The sequence below is a fragment of the Mycolicibacterium psychrotolerans genome, assembly GCF_010729305.1.
GTDB classification, from domain to species: domain Bacteria; phylum Actinomycetota; class Actinomycetes; order Mycobacteriales; family Mycobacteriaceae; genus Mycobacterium; species Mycobacterium psychrotolerans.
This window is the reverse complement of record NZ_AP022574.1, coordinates 3,690,828-3,710,029: the sequence shown is the minus strand read 5'-3', so window position 1 is coordinate 3,710,029 and position 19,202 is coordinate 3,690,828. Positions and strand designations below refer to the sequence as shown.

The 19,202-nt window shown below is 63.4% G+C and carries 18 protein-coding genes; 13 read left to right on the top strand and 5 right to left on the bottom strand.

Features of this window, described 5'->3' with window-relative positions; translation table 11 throughout:
* Positions 1-2 precede the first annotated feature (2 nt).
* Genes G6N45_RS18220 through G6N45_RS18200 form a run of 5 tightly spaced genes read left to right on the top strand, consistent with a single transcriptional unit; the run spans position 3 to position 4,915 of the window.
* Complete coding sequence (locus G6N45_RS18220) at positions 3-1,022, top strand: efflux ABC transporter ATPase subunit, DrrA-related (RefSeq protein WP_163723526.1); 1,020 nt, start codon at positions 3-5, stop codon at positions 1,020-1,022.
* On the top strand, positions 1,019-1,837 hold the full coding sequence (locus G6N45_RS18215; RefSeq protein ID WP_246228717.1) for an ABC transporter permease: 819 nt from the start codon (positions 1,019-1,021) through the stop codon (positions 1,835-1,837). Before G6N45_RS18220 ends, G6N45_RS18215 begins: the two co-directional genes overlap by 4 nt.
* Positions 1,834-2,724 (top strand): ABC transporter permease, encoded by an 891-nt coding sequence (locus tag G6N45_RS18210; RefSeq protein ID WP_163723525.1) that lies wholly within the window; start codon positions 1,834-1,836, stop codon positions 2,722-2,724. Before G6N45_RS18215 ends, G6N45_RS18210 begins: the two co-directional genes overlap by 4 nt.
* Positions 2,725-2,772: 48 nt before the next feature.
* Positions 2,773-4,023: a phthiocerol/phthiodiolone dimycocerosyl transferase family protein gene (locus G6N45_RS18205; RefSeq protein ID WP_163723524.1), complete on the top strand. Its 1,251-nt coding sequence runs from the start codon at positions 2,773-2,775 to the stop codon at positions 4,021-4,023.
* A gap of 55 nt (positions 4,024-4,078) precedes the next feature.
* Positions 4,079-4,915 carry an SDR family NAD(P)-dependent oxidoreductase gene (locus tag G6N45_RS18200; protein ID WP_163723523.1) on the top strand — a complete coding sequence of 279 codons (837 nt, stop codon included), beginning with the start codon at positions 4,079-4,081 and terminating at the stop codon, positions 4,913-4,915.
* Between the two features lie 18 nt (positions 4,916-4,933).
* Here G6N45_RS18200 and G6N45_RS18195 read toward each other — a convergent pair whose 3' ends face one another.
* Positions 4,934-5,764, bottom strand: coding sequence for a class I SAM-dependent methyltransferase (locus tag G6N45_RS18195; RefSeq protein ID WP_163723522.1), 831 nt, complete (start codon positions 5,762-5,764; stop codon positions 4,934-4,936).
* An 84-nt stretch (positions 5,765-5,848) separates the two neighbouring features.
* Between G6N45_RS18195 and G6N45_RS18190 the strand changes: the two genes are divergently transcribed.
* The 3 genes from G6N45_RS18190 to G6N45_RS18180 are packed head-to-tail and all read left to right on the top strand — an operon-like array spanning position 5,849 to position 7,790.
* Entirely contained in the window at positions 5,849-6,532 is a 684-nt protein-coding gene (locus G6N45_RS18190) for a flavodoxin family protein (protein ID WP_163723521.1), read from the top strand.
* Positions 6,533-6,559: 27 nt separating this feature from the next.
* The gene (locus tag G6N45_RS18185; RefSeq protein WP_163723520.1) at positions 6,560-7,066 is read left to right on the top strand and encodes a DUF2505 domain-containing protein; all 507 of its coding nucleotides are present in this window, start codon (positions 6,560-6,562) and stop codon (positions 7,064-7,066) included.
* Positions 7,059-7,790, top strand: a complete 732-nt coding sequence (locus G6N45_RS18180) for a nitroreductase family protein (RefSeq protein ID WP_163723519.1) — start codon at positions 7,059-7,061, stop codon at positions 7,788-7,790. The genes G6N45_RS18185 and G6N45_RS18180 overlap by 8 nt, the downstream gene beginning before the upstream one ends.
* A gap of 3 nt (positions 7,791-7,793) precedes the next feature.
* Here G6N45_RS18180 and G6N45_RS18175 read toward each other — a convergent pair whose 3' ends face one another.
* On the bottom strand, positions 7,794-8,459 hold the full coding sequence (locus tag G6N45_RS18175) for a cutinase family protein (protein WP_163723518.1): 666 nt from the start codon (positions 8,457-8,459) through the stop codon (positions 7,794-7,796).
* A 110-nt stretch (positions 8,460-8,569) separates the two neighbouring features.
* The gene (locus tag G6N45_RS18170; protein WP_163723517.1) at positions 8,570-9,775 is read right to left on the bottom strand and encodes a PE-PPE domain-containing protein; all 1,206 of its coding nucleotides are present in this window, start codon (positions 9,773-9,775) and stop codon (positions 8,570-8,572) included.
* Between the two features lie 402 nt (positions 9,776-10,177).
* Between G6N45_RS18170 and mtf2 the strand changes: the two genes are divergently transcribed.
* The 3 genes from mtf2 (at position 10,178) to G6N45_RS18155 (ending at position 13,393) form a co-directional block, all read left to right on the top strand.
* Entirely contained in the window at positions 10,178-11,050 is an 873-nt protein-coding gene (gene mtf2 / locus G6N45_RS18165) for a fatty-acid O-methyltransferase Mtf2 (protein ID WP_163723516.1), read from the top strand.
* Between the two features lie 49 nt (positions 11,051-11,099).
* The gene (locus tag G6N45_RS18160; protein ID WP_163723515.1) at positions 11,100-12,485 is read left to right on the top strand and encodes a cytochrome P450; all 1,386 of its coding nucleotides are present in this window, start codon (positions 11,100-11,102) and stop codon (positions 12,483-12,485) included.
* A gap of 86 nt (positions 12,486-12,571) precedes the next feature.
* Positions 12,572-13,393, top strand: coding sequence for a phthiotriol/phenolphthiotriol dimycocerosates methyltransferase (locus G6N45_RS18155; protein ID WP_163728627.1), 822 nt, complete (start codon positions 12,572-12,574; stop codon positions 13,391-13,393).
* Between the two features lie 74 nt (positions 13,394-13,467).
* On the opposite strand, the gene G6N45_RS18150 is transcribed toward G6N45_RS18155, so the two are convergent.
* The gene (locus G6N45_RS18150) at positions 13,468-14,832 is read right to left on the bottom strand and encodes a hypothetical protein (RefSeq protein WP_163723514.1); all 1,365 of its coding nucleotides are present in this window, start codon (positions 14,830-14,832) and stop codon (positions 13,468-13,470) included.
* 358 nt (positions 14,833-15,190) lie between these two features.
* Positions 15,191-16,342, bottom strand: coding sequence for an LLM class flavin-dependent oxidoreductase (locus tag G6N45_RS18145; protein WP_179965381.1), 1,152 nt, complete (start codon positions 16,340-16,342; stop codon positions 15,191-15,193).
* Between the two features lie 23 nt (positions 16,343-16,365).
* Between G6N45_RS18145 and G6N45_RS18140 the strand changes: the two genes are divergently transcribed.
* On the top strand, positions 16,366-17,157 hold the full coding sequence (locus G6N45_RS18140; protein WP_163723513.1) for an alpha/beta hydrolase: 792 nt from the start codon (positions 16,366-16,368) through the stop codon (positions 17,155-17,157).
* 266 nt (positions 17,158-17,423) lie between these two features.
* Positions 17,424-19,178, top strand: a complete 1,755-nt coding sequence (locus tag G6N45_RS18135; RefSeq protein WP_163723512.1) for a hypothetical protein — start codon at positions 17,424-17,426, stop codon at positions 19,176-19,178.
* Positions 19,179-19,202 lie beyond the last annotated feature (24 nt).

Genomic DNA, 19,202 nt, shown 5'->3' with positions numbered 1-19,202 from the left:
CAGTGACCGGCGCTGACAAGGCAGTCGTCGTCTCAGATTTGAAGAAGTCGTTCGGGTCTGTCGACGCGCTGCGCGGCATCACGTTCGAGGTCGACAGAGGTGAAGTGCTCGGTTTGCTCGGGCCTAACGGCGCGGGCAAGACCACAACCGTGAGCATCCTGTCGACGCTCACCAAACCGTCCAGCGGCCGCGCTGTGGTCGCCGGACATGATGTGCAGAAGAATCCGGCCGGCGTCCGGCAGTCGATCATGCTCACCGGTCAACACGTAGCACTCGACGATATGCTCACAGCCCGCGAGAACCTGACGATGTTTGGGCGGCTGCGCGGGTTGGACAAGCACCAGGCTCGCACGAGGTCGGCGGAACTGCTCGATCACTTTGATCTCGTCTCCGCCGCAGACCGAAGCGTCAGCACATTCTCGGGTGGGATGCGGCGCCGGATCGATATCGCGTGTGGGCTCGTCGTACGACCTGACGTCGTGTTCCTTGACGAGCCGACGACCGGTCTTGACCCTCGCAGTAGGCAGAGCATCTGGGAGCTGGTTGCCGACTTCAAAGACGCGGGCATCGCCACGCTGCTGACCACTCAGTACCTGGAGGAAGCCGACACACTGAGCGACCGGATCATCGTCATTGACCAGGGAATGATCATCGCCGAGGGAACGGCCGACGAGCTGAAGGAACGCACCGGCGGTACGTTCTGCGAGGTCGTGCCTCGGCGGCTCAGCGACATCGGAGCCATGGCTACTGCGCTGGGGCCGCTGCTGCCCAACAGCAACCGTGCCGCGCTTGGGGAAAGTGCCGACCGCATCTCCATCCCGGCGCCCGACGGCCCGGCCACTCTCATGCAGGCGCTGCACCTGCTCGACGAGGCAGACGTCGAGCTTCTCGACATCGCTCTTCGCCGCCCTTCGCTCGACGAGGTCTTCCTTGCGCTGACAGGCCAGAAGGCGGGTGTCGACACCGACGATGATGACGCTGTCACGCGTGCGAAGAAGGAAGTGGCGGGAGGCGTTTCGTGAGGACGAACGTCGCCACCGAACTGGCCCCTCGGCCGCCTACCAGCCCGGTTCAGCAGTGGTGGGTACTGACCATCCGCATGGTGATCCCGTCGCTGCGCAACGGCGAGGTCGTAACGCTGATCGCTGGCTCCATCATGTTCACGATCGGGTTCTACATCCCGCTGAAGGAGATGACCGGCGCTGCCACCGGTATGAGCAGCTACGCGCAGTTCCTCACCCCCATGGTGGTGATCGTCGCGATCACGTTCGCCGCGGTGTCTGCGGCCTTCAGGTCGGCCAGCGACGCCGGATTGGGAATCAATCGGCGATTCAAGACGATGCCGATTCCGTCCTTGGTGCCACTCGCGTCCCGGATGTCAGCGAGCGTGTATCGCTGCACAGTGGCGATGGCTGTCTCTCTGGCGTGCGGTCACGTCATCGGATTTCGCTTCCACAATGGCTTCTGGTACCTCGCCGCTTTTTGCGGTCTGTCGCTGCTTGTCGGTATTGCGTTGTCGTTGCTGGGTGACTTCATAGGGATTTCCACCGAGAATCCCGAGGCGACAACCCACCTCATCTTGCTGCCGCAGCTGATTTTCGGGTTTCTCTCGGTGGGAGTCCAGCCCGTCGAACGGTTCCCGGATTGGATCCAACCTTTCGTGCGTAACCAGCCTGTGTCGCAGTTCGTCTACGCGCTGCGCGCGCTGGCTGGTGATACGTCGCCGACGGTGCCGGCGGCTACGTGGTCGGTGATCGGACCAGCGTTGCTGTGGGCAATTGGAATCATCGTCGCTCTGATCCCCTTGCACGCCCGCATTGCCGCGAGGCGGCAATGACCTCCACCATGTCTGGCGGCGCCGCCGCGGACACCAGCGTCCTCGGATCGGCCAACCGCGCGGGTAGGCGACTGCCCGGCTCTGGCAAGCACCGCCTGGCGCAGGTATGGGAGAACTCGCCACGCAGCCTGGTACGGCACACCTGGGTGTTGACGATGCGCATCCTGCGCCGTTGGAGCCGCGACTTCTCGACGATGTCGCAGTCGTTGGCTATGCCCATTGTGTTGCTCATCACGCTGAACATCGTGTTCGAAGACGGCGTTTCGCAGGTCACGGGCGAGAGCGCGCTGTACGGCAGCGTGCCGCTGATCGCGATGATCGGCGCCATGACGGGCGCGATCACTGGCGCCATCGGCGTGATGCGTGAACGCGCGGACGGGCTGCTGGCCCGGCTGTGGGTGGTCCCCGTGCACCGAGCGGCCGGCTTGCTCTCGCGACTGGTCGCCGACGCCATCCGTATCTTCGTGACCACGGTCGGGATCATGTGCGCAGGAATGATCATGGGATTTCGCTTCGAGCGGGGGTTGGTGAGCGCTATGGCGTGGCTGTTCATCCCCGTCATCTTCGGAATGGCGTTCTCCGTGATCGTGTTCACGCTGGCCTTGTATTCGGCAAATACCATCGCGGTCGAGGCCACCGACCTCCTGGCCGCAACGACGATGTTCTTCTGCACCGGTCTGGTTCCCTTGAGTCAGTATCCGGATTGGATTCAGCCGGTCGTTGAACACCAGCCTGTCAGTTACGTGGTGGAAACCATGCGCGGCCTGTCGGTGGGCGGCCCTGTTCTGCAGCCGCTGCTCGGCACCCTGGCGTGGTCTGGGGGAATCATCGCGGTATGCGCTGTACCGTTGGCGCTCGGATATCGAAAGGCGAGCACGCACGGGTGACCGCCGGGGTCGAGGCATCCGTCCGAGATCAAGAGTTGTCAGGGAGTCATGAACGTTTTTCCGTCATCGGTCATCCGTAAGCTCGCCCGCAGCGAGGAGATGTACGCGGAATCCCACAACTTCATCGGTTTGGGTGCCACGGCTCGCGGTTCCGTCGACATCGAGGCGATGTCGGTGGCGTTCGACACCATGCTGCAGGCTCACCCGGTATTGGGCGGTCACCTCGAGAAGGACGCCGACGGCCGGTTCGCCATCGTGGTGGACGATCTTCTCCATCCCGGAATCGAGGTGATCGAGCTCGACGACGCCGACGAACCGCCACCGGTGTTCTTCGATCAGAGCCAGGCGCTGACGTACTGCCGTGTCCTGTTGCGGGGTGACGAGGCTCAGATTGTTCTGTACATCCACCACAGCCTCGCCGACGGTCAGCACCAGTTCAGCCTGATCGAGAAGATGCTGGCCAACTACACCGATCTGGTCACCACCGGCGAGATGCGCCCGATGTCGATTCAGCCCGCTCCGGATTCGCTGGAATCCGTCCTGGCGGATCGCGGCGTGGAGAAGAAGGATCGCTCCGGACTCGAGCGGCTGATGGCGGCGATGTTCACCTATGACCTGCCGCCGTCACGACGCGCCGCATCCGACGTGACTCCGCCATATCCGATGCGCGTTCCGATGGTGTACTGCAAGCTCAGCGCCAGCGAGACCGAGAGGCTGATCGCATTCAGCCGATCTCAGAAGCTGGGCTTGAACGGTTTGTTGTCCGCCGCCATCCTCTGTGCCGAGTGGCAGTTGCGCAAAACGCCCAAGATCCCGGTTCCCTACGTCTATCCGGTGGATTTACGGTACGTTCTTTCGCCCCCGGTGTCGGCAACCGCGTGCACGAACCCGGTCGGGGTGGCGACCTATCTGGCCGAGATCACCGACGACACCGATCCGATCGACTTGGCTCGAGACATCGTCGAAACGTTCCGGAAGGATCTCAGTGACGGCATCATTCAACAGTCGATGCTGCACTTCAGCCCGCAGTACGTCGGCAACCCACCGGGGATGCCCGACGTCGTTATGTTCACCGACAATGGCGTCATCCCGCCAATGCGCACACCACCGGACCTCGAGCTCACGGCCAGCCACGGCGAGTTGTATTTTCAGGTCAGCGCCGGCATCGAGATCTACACCAGCAAGATCTTCAACGGCCAGTTGATGATCGAATACCATTCGCACGGCGCGGAACCGGAGAAATCGATTGCGGCCATCGAAGGCCTGTTGAAGCGCTTCGCCGCGATGGCGCTCGCCTAGCTTGTGGGTAGGCTCAGGCCCGTTCGACACGTGCAGGCCAGACGAGGGAGTGGATATGCAGGGCTTCGCCGGGAAAGTCGCCGTCGTGACGGGTGCGGGATCCGGTATCGGGCAGGCCCTGGCCATCGAACTGGGCCGCTCCGGGGCGCACGTGGCGATCAGCGACATCGACACAGAGGGACTGGCGGCCACCGAGGAGCGCCTCATAGCCATCGGCGCTCGAGTGAAAGCGGACCGTCTCGACGTCACTGAGCGGGAGGCCTTCAGCGCCTACGCCGACAGCGTCGTCGCGCACTTCGACAAGGTCAACCAGATCTACAACAACGCTGGTATCGCATACACGGGTGACGTCGAGATGACCGACTTCAAGGACATCGAACGCGTCGTCGACGTCGATTACTGGGGCGTGGTAAACGGAACCATGCTCTTTCTTCCGCATCTGATCGCGTCCGGCGACGGCCATGTCATCAACATCTCCAGCGTCTTCGGCCTCCTCGGCATGCCCGGCCAAGCCGCCTACTGTTCGGCAAAGTTCGCAGTCCGCGGTTTCACCGAATCGCTGAGCCTGGAAATGGCCATCGCGGGGCATCCCGTCAAGGTCACGAGCGTGCATCCCGGCGGCATCAAGACGGCAATCGCCCGCAACATGACCACCGCCGATGGGCTAGACAAAGTCACCCTGGCAAAAGATTTCGATACACAGATGGCGAAGTTGAGCCCGGAGAAGGCAGCGCACATCATCCTCGACGGCGTCCGCCGCAGGAAGGCCAGAGTGCTTGTCGGCAGCGACGCGAAGACCCTCGACATTGCGGTCCGCGTTGCCGCGTCGGGCCTCCAGCGATTTCTGCCGAGGGTGCTCGCCCGCGCAAACCACCCGATGCCGCGGCAGTGAGCGCGCCTGAGCGATCCGTCAGTCGGGCGAGCCGAACGCGTAGCGGTGATATTGCAGGGAATCACGCAGAGGCGGGATCAGGCGCACCACCTGCCGGGCCACCTTGAACGGACCCGAGACGCGCTCGAACGTGCTGGCGCCGAAGAACGTTGTCGCCGCCAGCAACCGCAGCGCGGGAACCTGGCCGAGGATGTCGTCGGGACGGTTCACCGCCCAGTGCAGTGTCGAATTAGAGCGCCGAACCAGCGTTTGGGTCTTCTGCGACTTGATGGCCAACCAGTTGAAGAAATCGATCTGCACTTCGCCGGAGCTGAAGCGTTCGGTCACGCGGCGCAGCAAGGCTATGCCCTGGTCCTCGGTCAGGTACATGCTCATCCCTTCGGCGAGGAAGAGCAGCGGCCGGTCCGCGGGGATCCGGTCGAGCCAAGCTGGATCGGTGGCCGAGCTGGCGACGAGATGGTAGTTGGGCCGGCTCGGATAGACCTTCTCGCGCAGGTCGATCACGCCCGGGAAGTCGACGTCATACCACTGCACCCCGGTACCGGGGTCGATGCGAAAAACCCTGGTATCCATACCGCATCCGACGTGGACCACGGTGGCGTTCGCGTGGGCGGCGAGGAACTGATGAGCCCAGATGTCGTACTGTGCGGTGCGCACCGTCAGCAACGGCGCCCAACTGCTCCCGATCCCGAGGTCGTCCCAGTTGAAATCGATGCGTTCGATGGCGCTTCTGGCAAACCGGTCACCGAGCACTGGTTCGTCGAAGTCGGCGTCCAATGCCTTGAGGTAAAGAGTGGATAGCATGGTCTTCGCCGGACCGGTCAAGTCGACGGAAACTTTGTTCGTCACGCATATGAGGCTATTCGTCGGGGCGCACAGCCGGCACGTCGGGGCTGTGCATCGTCGCCCGACATCACAGGAGAGGGAGGCTGAATGACCGAGCTCGAAGGACGAGGGGACGCAGGCACACCCCGGATCCTGCTGCTTTACTACAGCTACACGGGGCAGACCGCGAAGGTGCTCGACGCAGCCGAAGAGGTATTCCGCAAGCGGGGCTATCAGGTCGACCGGGCGCCCATCAGCTTCACGGATCCACGCTATTCGGAGAAGTTCTCCCGTTTCCCGATGCGGCGCGTATGGCCGGACTTCCTGAGCGTGCTGCCGGCTCAGACGCGCAAGGCCACAGGCGATATTCGGACGCCCGATGAAGTGCGCACCGGGGACTACGATTTGGTCTGCATTGGTTCTCCGACCTGGTGGCGCACAGTCAACATGCCCTTGCGGTCGTTCCTCATGTCGCACGAGGCGCGGCCATTGCTCGATGGAAAGCCCTTCGCCGTCTACGTGGTGTGCCGGCGCTACTGGCGTGAAAACCTCACCGCGGTACGCAAACTCGCACAGAAGAAGGGCGGACGTTTCGTCGACAGCGTCCATTTCACCTATCCGGGCGGGCAACTGCCGTCGATGTTGTCCCTGACGAGCTACCTGGGTTCTGGGGAGTACAAGAATCGATATCTCGGAGTCAAGCTGCCGCCGACAAACATCAGTGACGAACAGGTGGAGGAAGCCCGTCGCTTCACAGCCCGCCTCGCTGACAAGGTATTCGGCAAGCAATGACCTCTTCGACTCGCGACAGGAGCGCCGATGCCGCGGCCATTTGAGATCACGACCGAGTCGAACGCCAGCGTGGGGCAGGTTCATGCCGCGTTCAGCAGCGAGCAATATTGGCGGGCACGGCTTCTCGAATTCGGAGGCGAGTCGATCAGGCTTGATTCGTTGATCGTCGATGACGGTGGCGGGGTAGTAGTGCACACCACCCAGGACCTGGGTCGCGACATGTTGCCGAGCGTCATGGCGAGGGCGATACCAGGAGGGCTGACGGTGTTGCGGCAGGAAAGCTGGCGGCCCGATGAACATGGAACGCTGCACTGCGAGGCAGTCATCACCGCCACCGGGGCGCCCTTGACGGCTCGCGGATCGGCGATGGTAGCGGCGACAGATGTGGGGTCTGTGTTGCGATTCACCGGAACGTTGCATGTGCGAATTCCCATCGTCGGCGGAGCGATCGAGAAGTTCATCGTGGGACGACTCGGCGAAGAAATCCCAGCTGCTCAACGCTTCACAGCAGAGTGGATCGCTGCAAATGTCTAGCGACGGCGGGCGTGAACCCGCGCCGATCCCGACAAACCAGGAAGCCTTGGCGCGGCTGAACATGCCGCTGATCGATGCGATGATGACTCAGCGCGCCATTCGCCGCGTTCGGCCCGACCCGGTCGATGACGAGGTGGTGCTCAAATGCATCGAATTGGCACTGCGAGCGCCAAGCGGGTCGAACGGGCAGAACTGGGAGTTCATCGTCGTCAAGGATCCTCGCGTCAAGAAGAAGCTCGCCCGTAGGTACCGGGTGGCGTGGTGGGCCTTCTATCACAGCAAGATCCGCGATGTCGCGAGCTACGACCGGGAGATGGCCAAAACGGTCCGCGCGATCAACTGGCAACTCGAGCACTTCGCGGACATCCCAGTGCTCGTGGTGGCCTGCCTCAAACTCACGGCGCGTGAGGGTCGAGTGCCCTACGTCCCGCTGCCGCACGCAGCTGACTCGGGCTTTTACGGTTCCATCTACCCCAGCGTGCAGAATCTGCTGCTGGCCGCGCGAGCGATGGGTTTAGGTGCGTCGCTGATCACGCTGCCGCTGTGGAACCTGACGTCAGCTCGGCGGATCTTGAAGTTGCCGCTGTCGGTGACGCCGTGCTGTGTGATCCCCTTGGGATGGCCTCAAGGCCGCTACGGCCCGACGACCCGCCGGCCGGTCGACGAAGTCGTCCACCTGGACAGCTATGGCAACCGGGCGTGGTTCGGGCCGGCGGACCTCTAGCTGCTACACGCGCCCAGCGACGAAATCAGCAGCCTCTTCGGTCATCCCGTTGCGCAGGTAAGCGCCGTGCGCCAGGAAATCCATGCCGTTCGAGCAGAACGGGTCACCACCGGCGCACAGATCAATCGTCTTGGCGCCGAAAAGTGGGCTAATCGCGCTCAGCGGCCCGCCTCCGGCCATCTTGCGCACCGGGTTGCCGAAGACGACGACTGCGGCGACGCGGTCGGCCAACGCAGACGGCAATGGCGACGGAACATATCCGCGTACCGGATCGGTGACGGTGGTGATCAACGTGATCACACCGGCTCCCTGGGAGGTCCCCCCGAGCACGATTCGGGTGTCGGGACACGCGGCGGCAATCGACTCGACCTGCGCGCGCGCGTCGGCGGCACCGGAGTTAGCGGAACTGCGGAAATCCCAGGAGGCCGGGTAGTTGACCGGGCGAACGTCGATCGACCTGTCGCCGACCCGCTGACGCAGCGCATCGATGAAGCGTTCGCCGACAGCACCGACACCGGGGGGGCCGCCGGTGCCACGCGCGAAGACCACAGTGATTTCCGCGCACGGGTCCGCGGCCGCGCGTGGGATCTCAGCCGTGTGGACTGCGGCGATTGCGGCCAATGCTGCCGCGACCATACCGATGCGAACGCTCAAAGCACCGCGCGACATGCTCACCACCTCTGCTACGTTCGCACCGTTACCGCCCCATATCGAAAATACCGGACAGATCGTTTCTGTCCGGTATCTCGACGTCAGGTCAGCCGCTGACGGTGCCGTCCTCAGTCGGCGCTTTCGCTACCCTCGCCGGTGTTGTTCCGGTCGGAGCCGTTGGAGCTGCCCCCGTCGTTGGAGCTGCCTCCGTCGTTGGAGCTACCTCGGTCGTTAGAGCTACCTCCGGCGTTGGATTTAGTGCCTTCGGCGTCGCCCTTGTCCATATCGCCGGCGCTGTCCGACTCGTTGGCCTCCTCGGCGACCCGGTTGGCGATGGCCTCGACAGTGTTCTCCTCGTCGGCATCTTCGGCACGGTGCGCGCCGCCGCTGGTCTCGGAGCCGGCACCACCCGACTCGCCGGCGTCTTCAACGCCCTCCGCACCGCTGGTGTCGCCCTTGCCGTTGGCCTGGTCGGTGACATCTGAACGGTCACCAATACCGTTGTCGACCAGAACCGACTTCTCGGTCACGGGAGTTTGCGCGTCATCGCCGTGCGCCTCCTCTTCCGCGAAATCCGTTGCGCCGCCGTCTGGCTCGGCCTCAGCGTTGCTCGTCAGCAGCGAGCGCTGCGCTGTGGTCTGCGCGAGATTGTCATTGCGGCTGTAGCCCGCGTCGACGATCGTCTTCAGAGTGTCCTGGTAAGGCGCGAGGAACGGCATGAACTTCACCAGCGGAAGAGTCTCGGTCGGAATCAAATACCGGGTGATAGTGCCACCCTTGCTGTTCGGGCCGCTGACCGTGATGTTCTCCTCCGGCACCTCGTCGAGGTTCGCCTCGGTGGTGGGAAAGTGGAGATACAACGCGCCAAGGGTGGCGTTGAAGGTCGCGACACCATTCCACCACCGGTCGGGGTAGTCGGCGATGCCGTCGTACTCGGTCGTCACCAGGATGATGTCGTACTTCGTCTCGGGCGCCAGCCATGACGAGTCGCCGTTGTTCGGGCCGCGAGAAGGATCGGCGACCAGGACAAACCGCAGGCGGTCCCGCTCGGGTGCGTTGTCGTCCAACTCCAGTCGATACATCACCTGGTTGGCCACTGCTGCACCCTGCGAGAAGCCACCGATGACGATCGGCGTATTCGGGTCCTCGGCGAGCGCGGTGTTGATTGCGCCATTGAGAATGAGCGAACCGATACCGATCGACGGCAGGAAGTTCCACGATCCCGGGTACTGCACGTTGATTCGCTCGAACCGATCGTCGTCGGCAAAGTAGCCGTCGAGCGCATCCCGCATCTGTTCGTCGGTTAGCCGGCCGCTGCCGGTGCCGCCGAGCATAAGCGCGGTGCACTTGTCTTGCGCAGTGCAGGCGGGAACCACCGGGGCAGGAACGGCGGCTGATACAGGTGCCGCCACCCCCAATGCAAGCGTGGCTGCTGCGACAGGGGACAAGATGCCTACAACTGCCGATCGGCGACCGACGCGCATGGGGAACCTCCAGGAGTAACGAGTGTGGCGACTCACTGTAACCAGGTTGCTGGGTCAAATCTAGCAACTCCGAACAAATCGTTCGCTGGTTGGCTAAAACAAGCCCGTTGGCGTCGGGATCCCCGTTCCAGGATTCTGCCCGGTCGGGCGGCCGGCGGTATTGCGGAATGAATACTAGGACAGCGCCGGGCTTCATGCGCGACTATGGGCGCGGATTGCCGATGTCTCAGGCTGCCTGGCATACTCCGTCCCATGGCGGACCGTAACTCCAACCTCGTTGATGCTGCTCGAGAGGCCCTCCGGCACAACCCGGTCGGGCAGCGTGTTGTTGGCGCGCGCGGTCTGAATGTGCCCTTCGTCAGGAAGCTAAGCAGCAAGTACTTCTATCCCTTCGTGAGTCGGCGCCTCGCGGCCGAAGACGTCGTGTTCCTCAACTGGGGGTACGAGGAGGAGCCGCCGATGGACCTGAAGCTTTCGGCCGACGACGAACCCAACCGATACAACATCCAGCTCTATCACCGCACTGCCACCCAGGCCGATTCGGACCTCGAAGGAAGAGAGGTCCTGGAGGTCAGCTGCGGCCATGGGGGCGGCGCGTCCTATCTGATGCGCTCCATGAAGCCGGCCAGCTACACCGGCCTCGACTTCAATTCCGACGGCATCGAATATTGCAGGAAACGGCACGTTTTGCCCGGCCTGAAGTTCGTGCACGGGGACGCGGAGAATCTGCCATTTGCTGATGGGAGTTTTGACGCGATCGTTAATGTCGAAGCGTCTCACGTTTACCTGAATTTCCCGAAGTTCCTCGACGAGGTCACGCGAGTACTGCGTCCCGGTGGCCGCATGCTCTACACCGATATGCGGAGCAGCGATCAGATCGCCGAATGGGAAGAAGCGATTGCGGCGTCACCGCTGCGGATCCTCTCCCAGCGGGTCATCGACTCCGAAGTTCTGCGTGGACTGGAGAAGACTGCGCACCTCCACCTGCGCATGGTGACCAACGGCTTGCCGGCCATTCTCCGTCCGATCGGCCGTCAGATCGTCGTGGCACCCGGTTCGCGCCTGTACCGCCAGCTACAGACCGGCGGCATCTCCTATCGGATGTACTGCTTCTCCAAGGACTGACACGCCACCTTCGGGGGAGAATATTCAGCACCGAGGGGGAGGTAGGCCAATGGCGAAAGCAACGACCGATCCGGTCCGACTGCCACCGGGCCCGCGGCTACCCAAGTGGGTCCAGGGTGCATCGTTCCTCGCTGCACCGTACGCACTGCCCGCGGGTCTCGCCCGCCGCTACGGCGGCGCGGTCAGCATGCGGATGCCGGTTTTCGGGCAGACCGTCGTGGTCACCGACCCGGTCTTGGTGAAAGACCTCTTCAGTACCGGGAACGAGTTGATCGAGCGGCCGACGAATCTCGGCCGCGTGGTCGGTCCCGGGTCGATGTGGAGTCTCAACGGCTCCGCACTGGTGGAGCGCCGAAGACTGTTGGTACCGCCGTTTCATGGCAAACGGGTCGCCGAGTACGAGCGAATAGTCGAGGAAGAAACGCTGCGAGAGATCGCGACGTGGCCACAGGGGTGCGAGTTCGAAACCCTCGACTCGATGATGCGCATCACCCTCAATGTCATTTTGCGCGCGGTCTTCGGGGCACAAGGCTCGGAGCTCGATGAACTCCGCGAAGTGATGCCTCCGTCGGTCGAGTTGGGATCGCGGCTGGCAATGCTTCCCGAAGTGGTTCTGCGAGATCTGGGGCGCTGGAGTCCCGGCGGACGAATCGTGCGTTACCGGCGTCGCATCGACAGCGTGGTCGACAAGCTCATCGCTGACGCGCGGTCAGATCCCGCATTCGACGACCGCCCAGATGTCCTGACACTTCTGTTGGCCGCGCGCTACGAGGATGGGCAACCGATCTCCGATGCCCACATCTCTGATGAGCTCGTCACCCTCATGGCTGCCGGGCACGAGACCACCTCGCTGTCGCTGGCGTGGGCGGTGGAGCGGCTGCGCAGGCACCCCCAATTGCTGGCCCGGCTGACGGACGAGGTCGATGCGGGTGCATCGCGCTTGCGCCAGGCAACAATTTGGGAAGTGCAGCGCACCCGGCCGGTTGTCAATGCCACGATGCGGCGCACACTCCAGCGCATTCGCTTGGGTGACTGGGTCATTCCAGGAGACAGCACTCTGCTCATCAGTATCGAACTGGCCCAGCAGCACCCAGACCACTTCCCGTACCCGCACTCGTTCGACCCGGACCGGTACTTGACGTCCGGCAAGACTCCTCCTGCCTGGGTCGCGTTCGGCGGTGGCGTCTACCGCTGCATCGGATCGGCATTCGCAACGATGGAGATGGACGTGGCGATCCGCACGATGCTGCGGGAGCTGCGCTTCGAGCCGACCGACGAACAGCCTGAGCGCCGACACAGTCGGGGCACGAACATGGCACCCGCTCGGGGCGGCAGGGCAGTTGTCTATCGCCGCCCCGGTGGTGTCCTAGGCCACGCGCCCGCGCGAACAGATGCGGCGCAAACGTCATTGGGCAGCCCTTCCGCGACCAGCTGACCCGATACCCGACAACCCTTCGCCGGGCACTCAGCAAAGTCGCCCCGATGTCGCGTCCGGAGATGCTGCCTGGCATACTCCCCGAGATGGCCACTAGTCAGAGAGACCGAATCGATCGCCTCGGCAGCACGACGCTTTTCAAGAAGGTCGTGGCGAAGTACTGGTACCCCTTGTGGACGCGCCGTCTGAACGCCGACGACGACGTTCTGTTCCTCAACTGGGGTTACGAGGAAGACCCGGCGCTCGGGCTGACGCTCGACGAGGCCGACGAGCGTGATCGCTACTACATCCAGCTCTACCACAGCACGGCCACCCAGGAGGGCACCGAGCTGGCTGGAAAGCAGGTGCTGGAATGCAGCAGCGGGCACGGGGGCGGCGCCTCGTACATCACCCGGTACCTCCAGCCGGCGAGCTATACCGGACTCGACTTCAACCCCGACGCCATCGCGTTCTGCAAGAAGCGCCATCAGGTCCCGGGGCTGAAGTTCGTCCACGGCAACGCCGAGGAGCTTCCGTTCCCGGACAACTCGTTCGACGCGCTGATCAACATCGAGGCCTCACATGCCTACCCCTCGCTACACCGCTTCCTGTCGGAAGTGAACCGAGTCCTTCGTCCCGGCGGGCGGTTTCTCTACTCGGATGTCTACGGCCGTCAGGAATTCCCTGCATGGGAAGCCGAACTCGAGAGTTCTCCGATGCGGATGCTGTCGAGCCGAGTCATCAACAAAGAGGTATTGCGCGGACTCGACCTGACGGCGCACCGGTCCGACGAACTGATCCAGCGCTATCTGCCGAAGTTTCTGCACGGATTCGGCAGAAACTTCACCGGAGTGCCTGGCTCACGCCTTTACCGCGACGCTGAAACACATGCCGTCGAGTACCGGATGTACTGCATGGAAAAAGTCTGAGATGAACCGCTCAGCGTAAGCACTTCAACAAACCAGGGGCCACGAACTTCCGTGGCCCCTGGCGCATTTCCGCATCAGGCGGCGTCGGCGCCCGATGCTCCGCCTGCACCCGACGTCGACGTACCCGCGTCAGCGCCGCTGCCCCCGGCGGCCCGCTCGATCCTGTCCTTGATGCTTGACACCGTCGAGCTCAACGAACCTTCAGCGTTCTCTGCCTTGTGGTGCCGACCCGCGGTCTGGCTCTGCGTCTGCTCACCGAGACGGCCGGCGGCGTCCTCTCCAGTGGCGTCGACTTCAGCAACGTCCTTTTCAGCGGGATCGACTTCAGCGGCGTCGTGATCAGTCGCGTCCTCGCCGGTGACGTCCTCGTCGGCGGCGTACTGGTCGTCGACGCCCCCTCCGATGCTGTTCTGCTCCGTGACGGCGGCCTTGGTGGGCTTATCCGCCGAGGGCAGCGCGACATCCACGACCGCCGCCGCCAGTGCTGGCAGCACCTCCGGGCCAGTTTCGGACACGTCGCCGCTCGGGGCTGTCGGTTCCACTGCGCGCATCCCGAGTCGGGACAATGGGGCAACTTCCCCCCCGCCCTCCCGCACGTCGGCAGTGTCCTCGGCGGTGGACGCGACACCCCCCGGGGTGTGGGCATCGGGATCGACGTCGGGGATGTCGGCCACCACGTCGGGTTTTTGAACGAAGAGCTTGAAGAACGTCTCGATTTCCCGGACAGCGATGAACTTCGGCACGTGGCCTGTGACCTGGAGTGCCGCAGCCAGGTTCGCGAACGCGGTGATCACTTCCCACGCCGAGGGAACGTGAATGTTCTCGGGCGGGGAGATCAGGTAGTTCCACACCGATTTGACGGGTTCCATCGGGTCGAGTTCGACAATCTCCTCGGACCAGTCGGTTTCCCAATCACCTACCGGATTTCGCACCTCTGGAAAGGTGTAGCCGCCTTCTTTGTAGAACTCCCAGAGCGGAACTTTGAACGATCGTTCCAGCATTCCGGAGGGGTCCGGACATTCGAACGCGCAACCCTCGTACATCGGGAGGTTGGCTGCCATGAACCAATTCAGATGCTTACCCAGTGGCCGGGAGAGCGCCGGGAACGGCACCAACATGTTGGCTAAGCTCCAGGCGTGCGCCGGGTTCGCATCGTCCCAGCCCCATACATTCATCGGGTGCGACTCGTTCCAACTGCCGCTTGCCGCCATCGCCGCTGCGAATTGCTCCACCCCGAAAATGAAGTTACCCGGTGCATTGAGCGCAGCGTGGATCAGATTTATCGGAATGTAGGCCAGCGAGGTAGTAGCGGTCAGATTGACCGGTACGTCAACGGTGCGAACGTCGGGTGGCGACGGCGCGATGGGAGCGACGGCAATAATGCTGGCTCCCACCAGGGCGACTCCGGCGGTGGCGTATGGGCGAACCGACGCGAGCATCGACGGCCCCCTTTCAGGTCGTGGAGATGGGACAACGGCCCTCACCCTAACCCCAGGACCCTCAGTGATGAGCTCGAACAGCAAACATACCGTAACGGCGATCCGTCAGCCAGTCCGAATTCTTGAGGATCACGCGTCACGAGTTCAGTGCATCCGGTGGCAACGGATTGCGAACCGGCCACACCCTTTAACGCACGAGTCAATTATCTTGCTCACCAACTTATTCGATTCCAGCGGCGGTGGCCACTCGCCGCTATCGCAAACCCAGAGACTCGGTGGCGACCGCCCCGCAAGCGTGGGCTTGCCGCCGACCACGAGCGCCAGGGTTCGCTGTCTGGCAACGCCGTTTACATCTCGATCAGAGACGTCTCAAACCGCGAAGCACGCGGGCGAAGGGCAGCGTGGCCGACACCGCCTTGGTCAGCCTCGGGTTGAGCTGACTGCCGTTGATGACGACCAAATATCTGAGTCCGCTGTCGCGCCACTCGGCGACCTGGTCAAGCACCTCGTCCACCGTTCCGTGGAAGCAGATCTCCTTCATCAGCGACAACGGCACCTTCGACGTGTACTCCAGCGCTGTTTCGCGATCGATCAACTGCGGGATCAAGTCCTGAACGCCGGAGAAATCTGCGCCGAGCGGATGCTCGACACCGTGCCGATTCCACGCGTGCGCCGGCGCCGCCAGTGCCATGGTCTTGAACAGCACACCGTCCAACGCCTCGTCGACGTCATCGCGGTTGGTGCCGCAGACCACCGCACGGTTCAGGGCGGGCACGATCGCGGCGGGGTCACGGCCCGCATCTGACGCCGCACCGCGCACCACCTCGAGCGAAGCCGCGTAGTCGGCTGCTCGCGATATCGTGAACGGCACCCACGCATCGCCGAAACGGCCGGTGAGCCGCAACATCCTCGGGCCCTGTGCGGCGACCCAGATCTCCGGCCACGAGCCCTTGTACGGCGGCAGATCGAACACCGCGTTATGCAGCGGAAAAAAATCGGAATCCCGGGTCACCAGCTCGCCGCCGCTGTCCCACAGGGCGCGGATCGTCGCGAGGGCCTCCTCGAGACGGGCGACCGGTCTCGTCCATTCCACGCCGTAAGGTTCGTTACCCTCCCGCTCGCCGACGCCGATGCCGAGCAAGCCCCGTCCACGGGTCAGCAGGTGCAGTGTCGCGGCGGCTTGAGCGGTCACAGCGGGATTCCGCCGACTGGCATCGGTGACGCACACGCCCAGTCGCAGCCGGCGAAACCGGTTTCGGGCAGCCAGGTGACCCAACATCGTCCACGGCTCGAGCACGGCGTCGACCTTCGGCGCCACCATCGCACCCACGCCGAGATGCTCTCTCGTCGCCAACGATCGGGGAACCAAGGAATTGAGATGATCGCCCACCCAGAATGAATCCGCGCCCGTCGTCGCAGCGGTCAACGCGGCCGCTGTAGGTAACAACGTCGGCGAGAAGCGTGAGTTGACAATGCCGTCGAGCAGCCCGAACCGAAATCCAGTGGTCACTACATGAACCGTACTATCGAGCCGTGGGCGAGACACTTGAGGTCATCGACAAGGGCTCGACCACAAACGCACATCCGCTTCCGCTGCTGTTCGTGCACGGTGCGTGGCATGCGGCATGGTGCTGGGACGCGCACTTTCTCGAGTTCTTCGTCGACCGGGGCTACCGGGCCGCTGCATTGAGCCTTCGCGGCCACGGCCGCAGCGCGACGGCGAAGCCGCTGCGCGCGTGCTCGTTCGAGGACTATCTCGATGACATCGATGCGGTGGCTACAACGATGCCTGGCGACCCCATCCTGATCGGCCACTCGATGGGCGGGTTTCTCGTTCAACGCTATCTGCAGCATCGAACCGCGCCCGCCGCTGTCCTCATGGCGTCGATGCCGCCGTCTGGGTCCCTTGCCTCGGGTTTGCGCTGGATGAAGCGACACCCGTGGCACTTCGCGAAGATGTCGGCCACCAGGAGATCGCTGCCCTACGTCAGCACACCGGCGCTGGCGCGCGAGCGGTTCTTCTCCGCGACTACACCGGATTCAGTGGTCACCGCGTGCGTCGCGCGCCTGCAGGAGGAGAGCGCTCGCTGCGGCACTGACGGTATGCGCAATCTTCCGAAACCGGAACTGATCACCGCAGACATACTGGTACTCGGCGCGGCTGCCGACGGCGCGGTGCCGCCGGACGAAGTGGTTGCGACGGCACGCGCGTATGGCACCGTGGCGGAACTGTTCCCCCGAATGGGACACAACATGATGCTGGAGCCCGGCTGGGCGACAGTTGGCGAACGTATCGACGAGTGGCTGGTCGAACGGGGTCTGTAACGCCCACCGCCGCACAGGCGAAGAACGAGCGAAGCCGAGAAGCGACTCGTACCGCCGCGCGGCTATCTTTGCGCACGCCCAGTGTCTGCTGGTTCCGCGTGGCGGTAGCGTTTGCCTGCGAAGCTAGCCACAATTACTGACGAACGCGTCAGCAAATCTGGCAAGAGTCGAAGAATAGCTCCGTTTGCTAGACACTCGATCACTTTTTGGATACGGTTCGGCTGTCATCTCTCGCGTAGCAATCTGAAACTTTCGAAAGGGGCGTCATGCCTGCTGCCGTACGCTCGTATGTCACGGCTGGCGTTGCGCTGGTGGGGGCCAGCGTCATCACCGCGGCTCCCATCACACCCACTGCGATGGCGGCGCAGCCTCAAGCGCGCAGCGTCACCGCGGACGTGACGCTCACCGCCCAGTCCGCGGCGAACATTCTGCCGAACATGATCAACGCCTTCCTCAATGCGCCGCAGGCGCATGTGGACGCCGTCAACTACTGGGCCGAGTCCTGGGCGAAGAGCGGCAACTGGTGGGTCTACTCCCAGGTCAACGTTCTCGGTTGGGATCCGGCCAACCCTGACATGGCCCGCTCGATGGTAGACCTACTGCTCCCGTTCAAGCCGCTTTCGAAGGCCTACGGTCGTGCTGTCGAACCGTGGATGGCCGCGAACCTGCCCATGCACAACGGATGCTCCGGCCTTCCTCCGTGCAACGATCCTCAAGCAATCCTCAGCAGCATGTTCCTGGTCGACCCGCTGCGGTTCTACACGGGGAACGGCTTCACCTTCGGCGACCCCGACGTCGAAGCCACCCCGCAGTGGAACCCGGTGAGCTCGCGCGAGAAGTACTGGGGATACGAGCTGGGTGAGGATGCTTCTGCAGACTTCAAGAACCCGGACGGTACCTGGAACACCGACCTGTACGACCCGGAGACCGGAAAGCCCACTGAGCTCGGTTTGCAGAAGTACCCGAACAGCTACATCGGCTGGTACGGCGAGACGGTCAAGCTCGACCCGAACGACGGATGGAAGTCGGTAGTGGACTACCTGATGGAGGACCCGGAACCGGTCAAATTCCCCACCTTCCAAGAGCAGGTGACTGCCTACCGCAAGTTCGGTGAGGCGCTCGCCATCATGTTCAATCCCTTCGTACCGCAGAGCTACTTCTGGAATCCGCGGTACTCGACGGCTGCATACTTCGTGCGTCCGTTCGCCAAGTGGCTGTGCCCGCAGTGCAACAAGTACGACCCGTTCATGCCGGTCGGCTGGAAGCCCTCCGACGGTTTCCCGGAGCCGGTGAACGACGGCTGGTCTCCGCTGTACCCATGGCAGGCGAAGACCCCGACGGGGCTGCCGCTGCCAACCGAGGATTATCTCGAGCCCGGCTACGTGCCCGACTCCGAATCGGAGACGTCGCAGGTTGCCACGCAGCCGGAGGACGCTGCAGCGCCCGATACAGCGACGCTCGCCGGAACTATCGGTGGTGAAGATGGCGCCCAGAATGCAGAGGAGCCTTCAGATCTGAGCCGGACACTTCAAGCCATTCAGGCCAAAGCCACGCAGTTCCTCTCCGGGACCCAGGGCGAAGCTGAACAAGGCGGTACCCCGACAGGTGAAAAGGCCCCCGAGGCCCCAGACACCACGACACCTGTTGAGCCAACGCCACCATCCGCCGAAGAGCCCGAAAGCGTCGATACGCCCGAAGTCGTCACCGAAGACGATAAGGAGGGCGATAAGAGCGGGGGACAGGAAGAGGGCCAGACGGACGGGCAGGATGAGGTCGATACCGACGTCGTCCGCGACGCCGTCCAGTCCTTGCGGGAGAAATTCAACCAGACGGAGTCCGGGAGCGACGCCAACGCCGGCCCAGAACGTGAGGCGGCCGGCCATGACAGCAACAGCAACAGCAACAGCAACGATGGTGCCTCCGGCTCGAGCAGTGGGAACGGTGAGGGCGGTGGCAGCGGTGGCAGCGGCAGCGATTCGGGTGGCTCTGGCAGCGGCGGCGGTGGCAGCGCCGACAAGTGACCGCGCTTAGCTCGAACTTGCGTT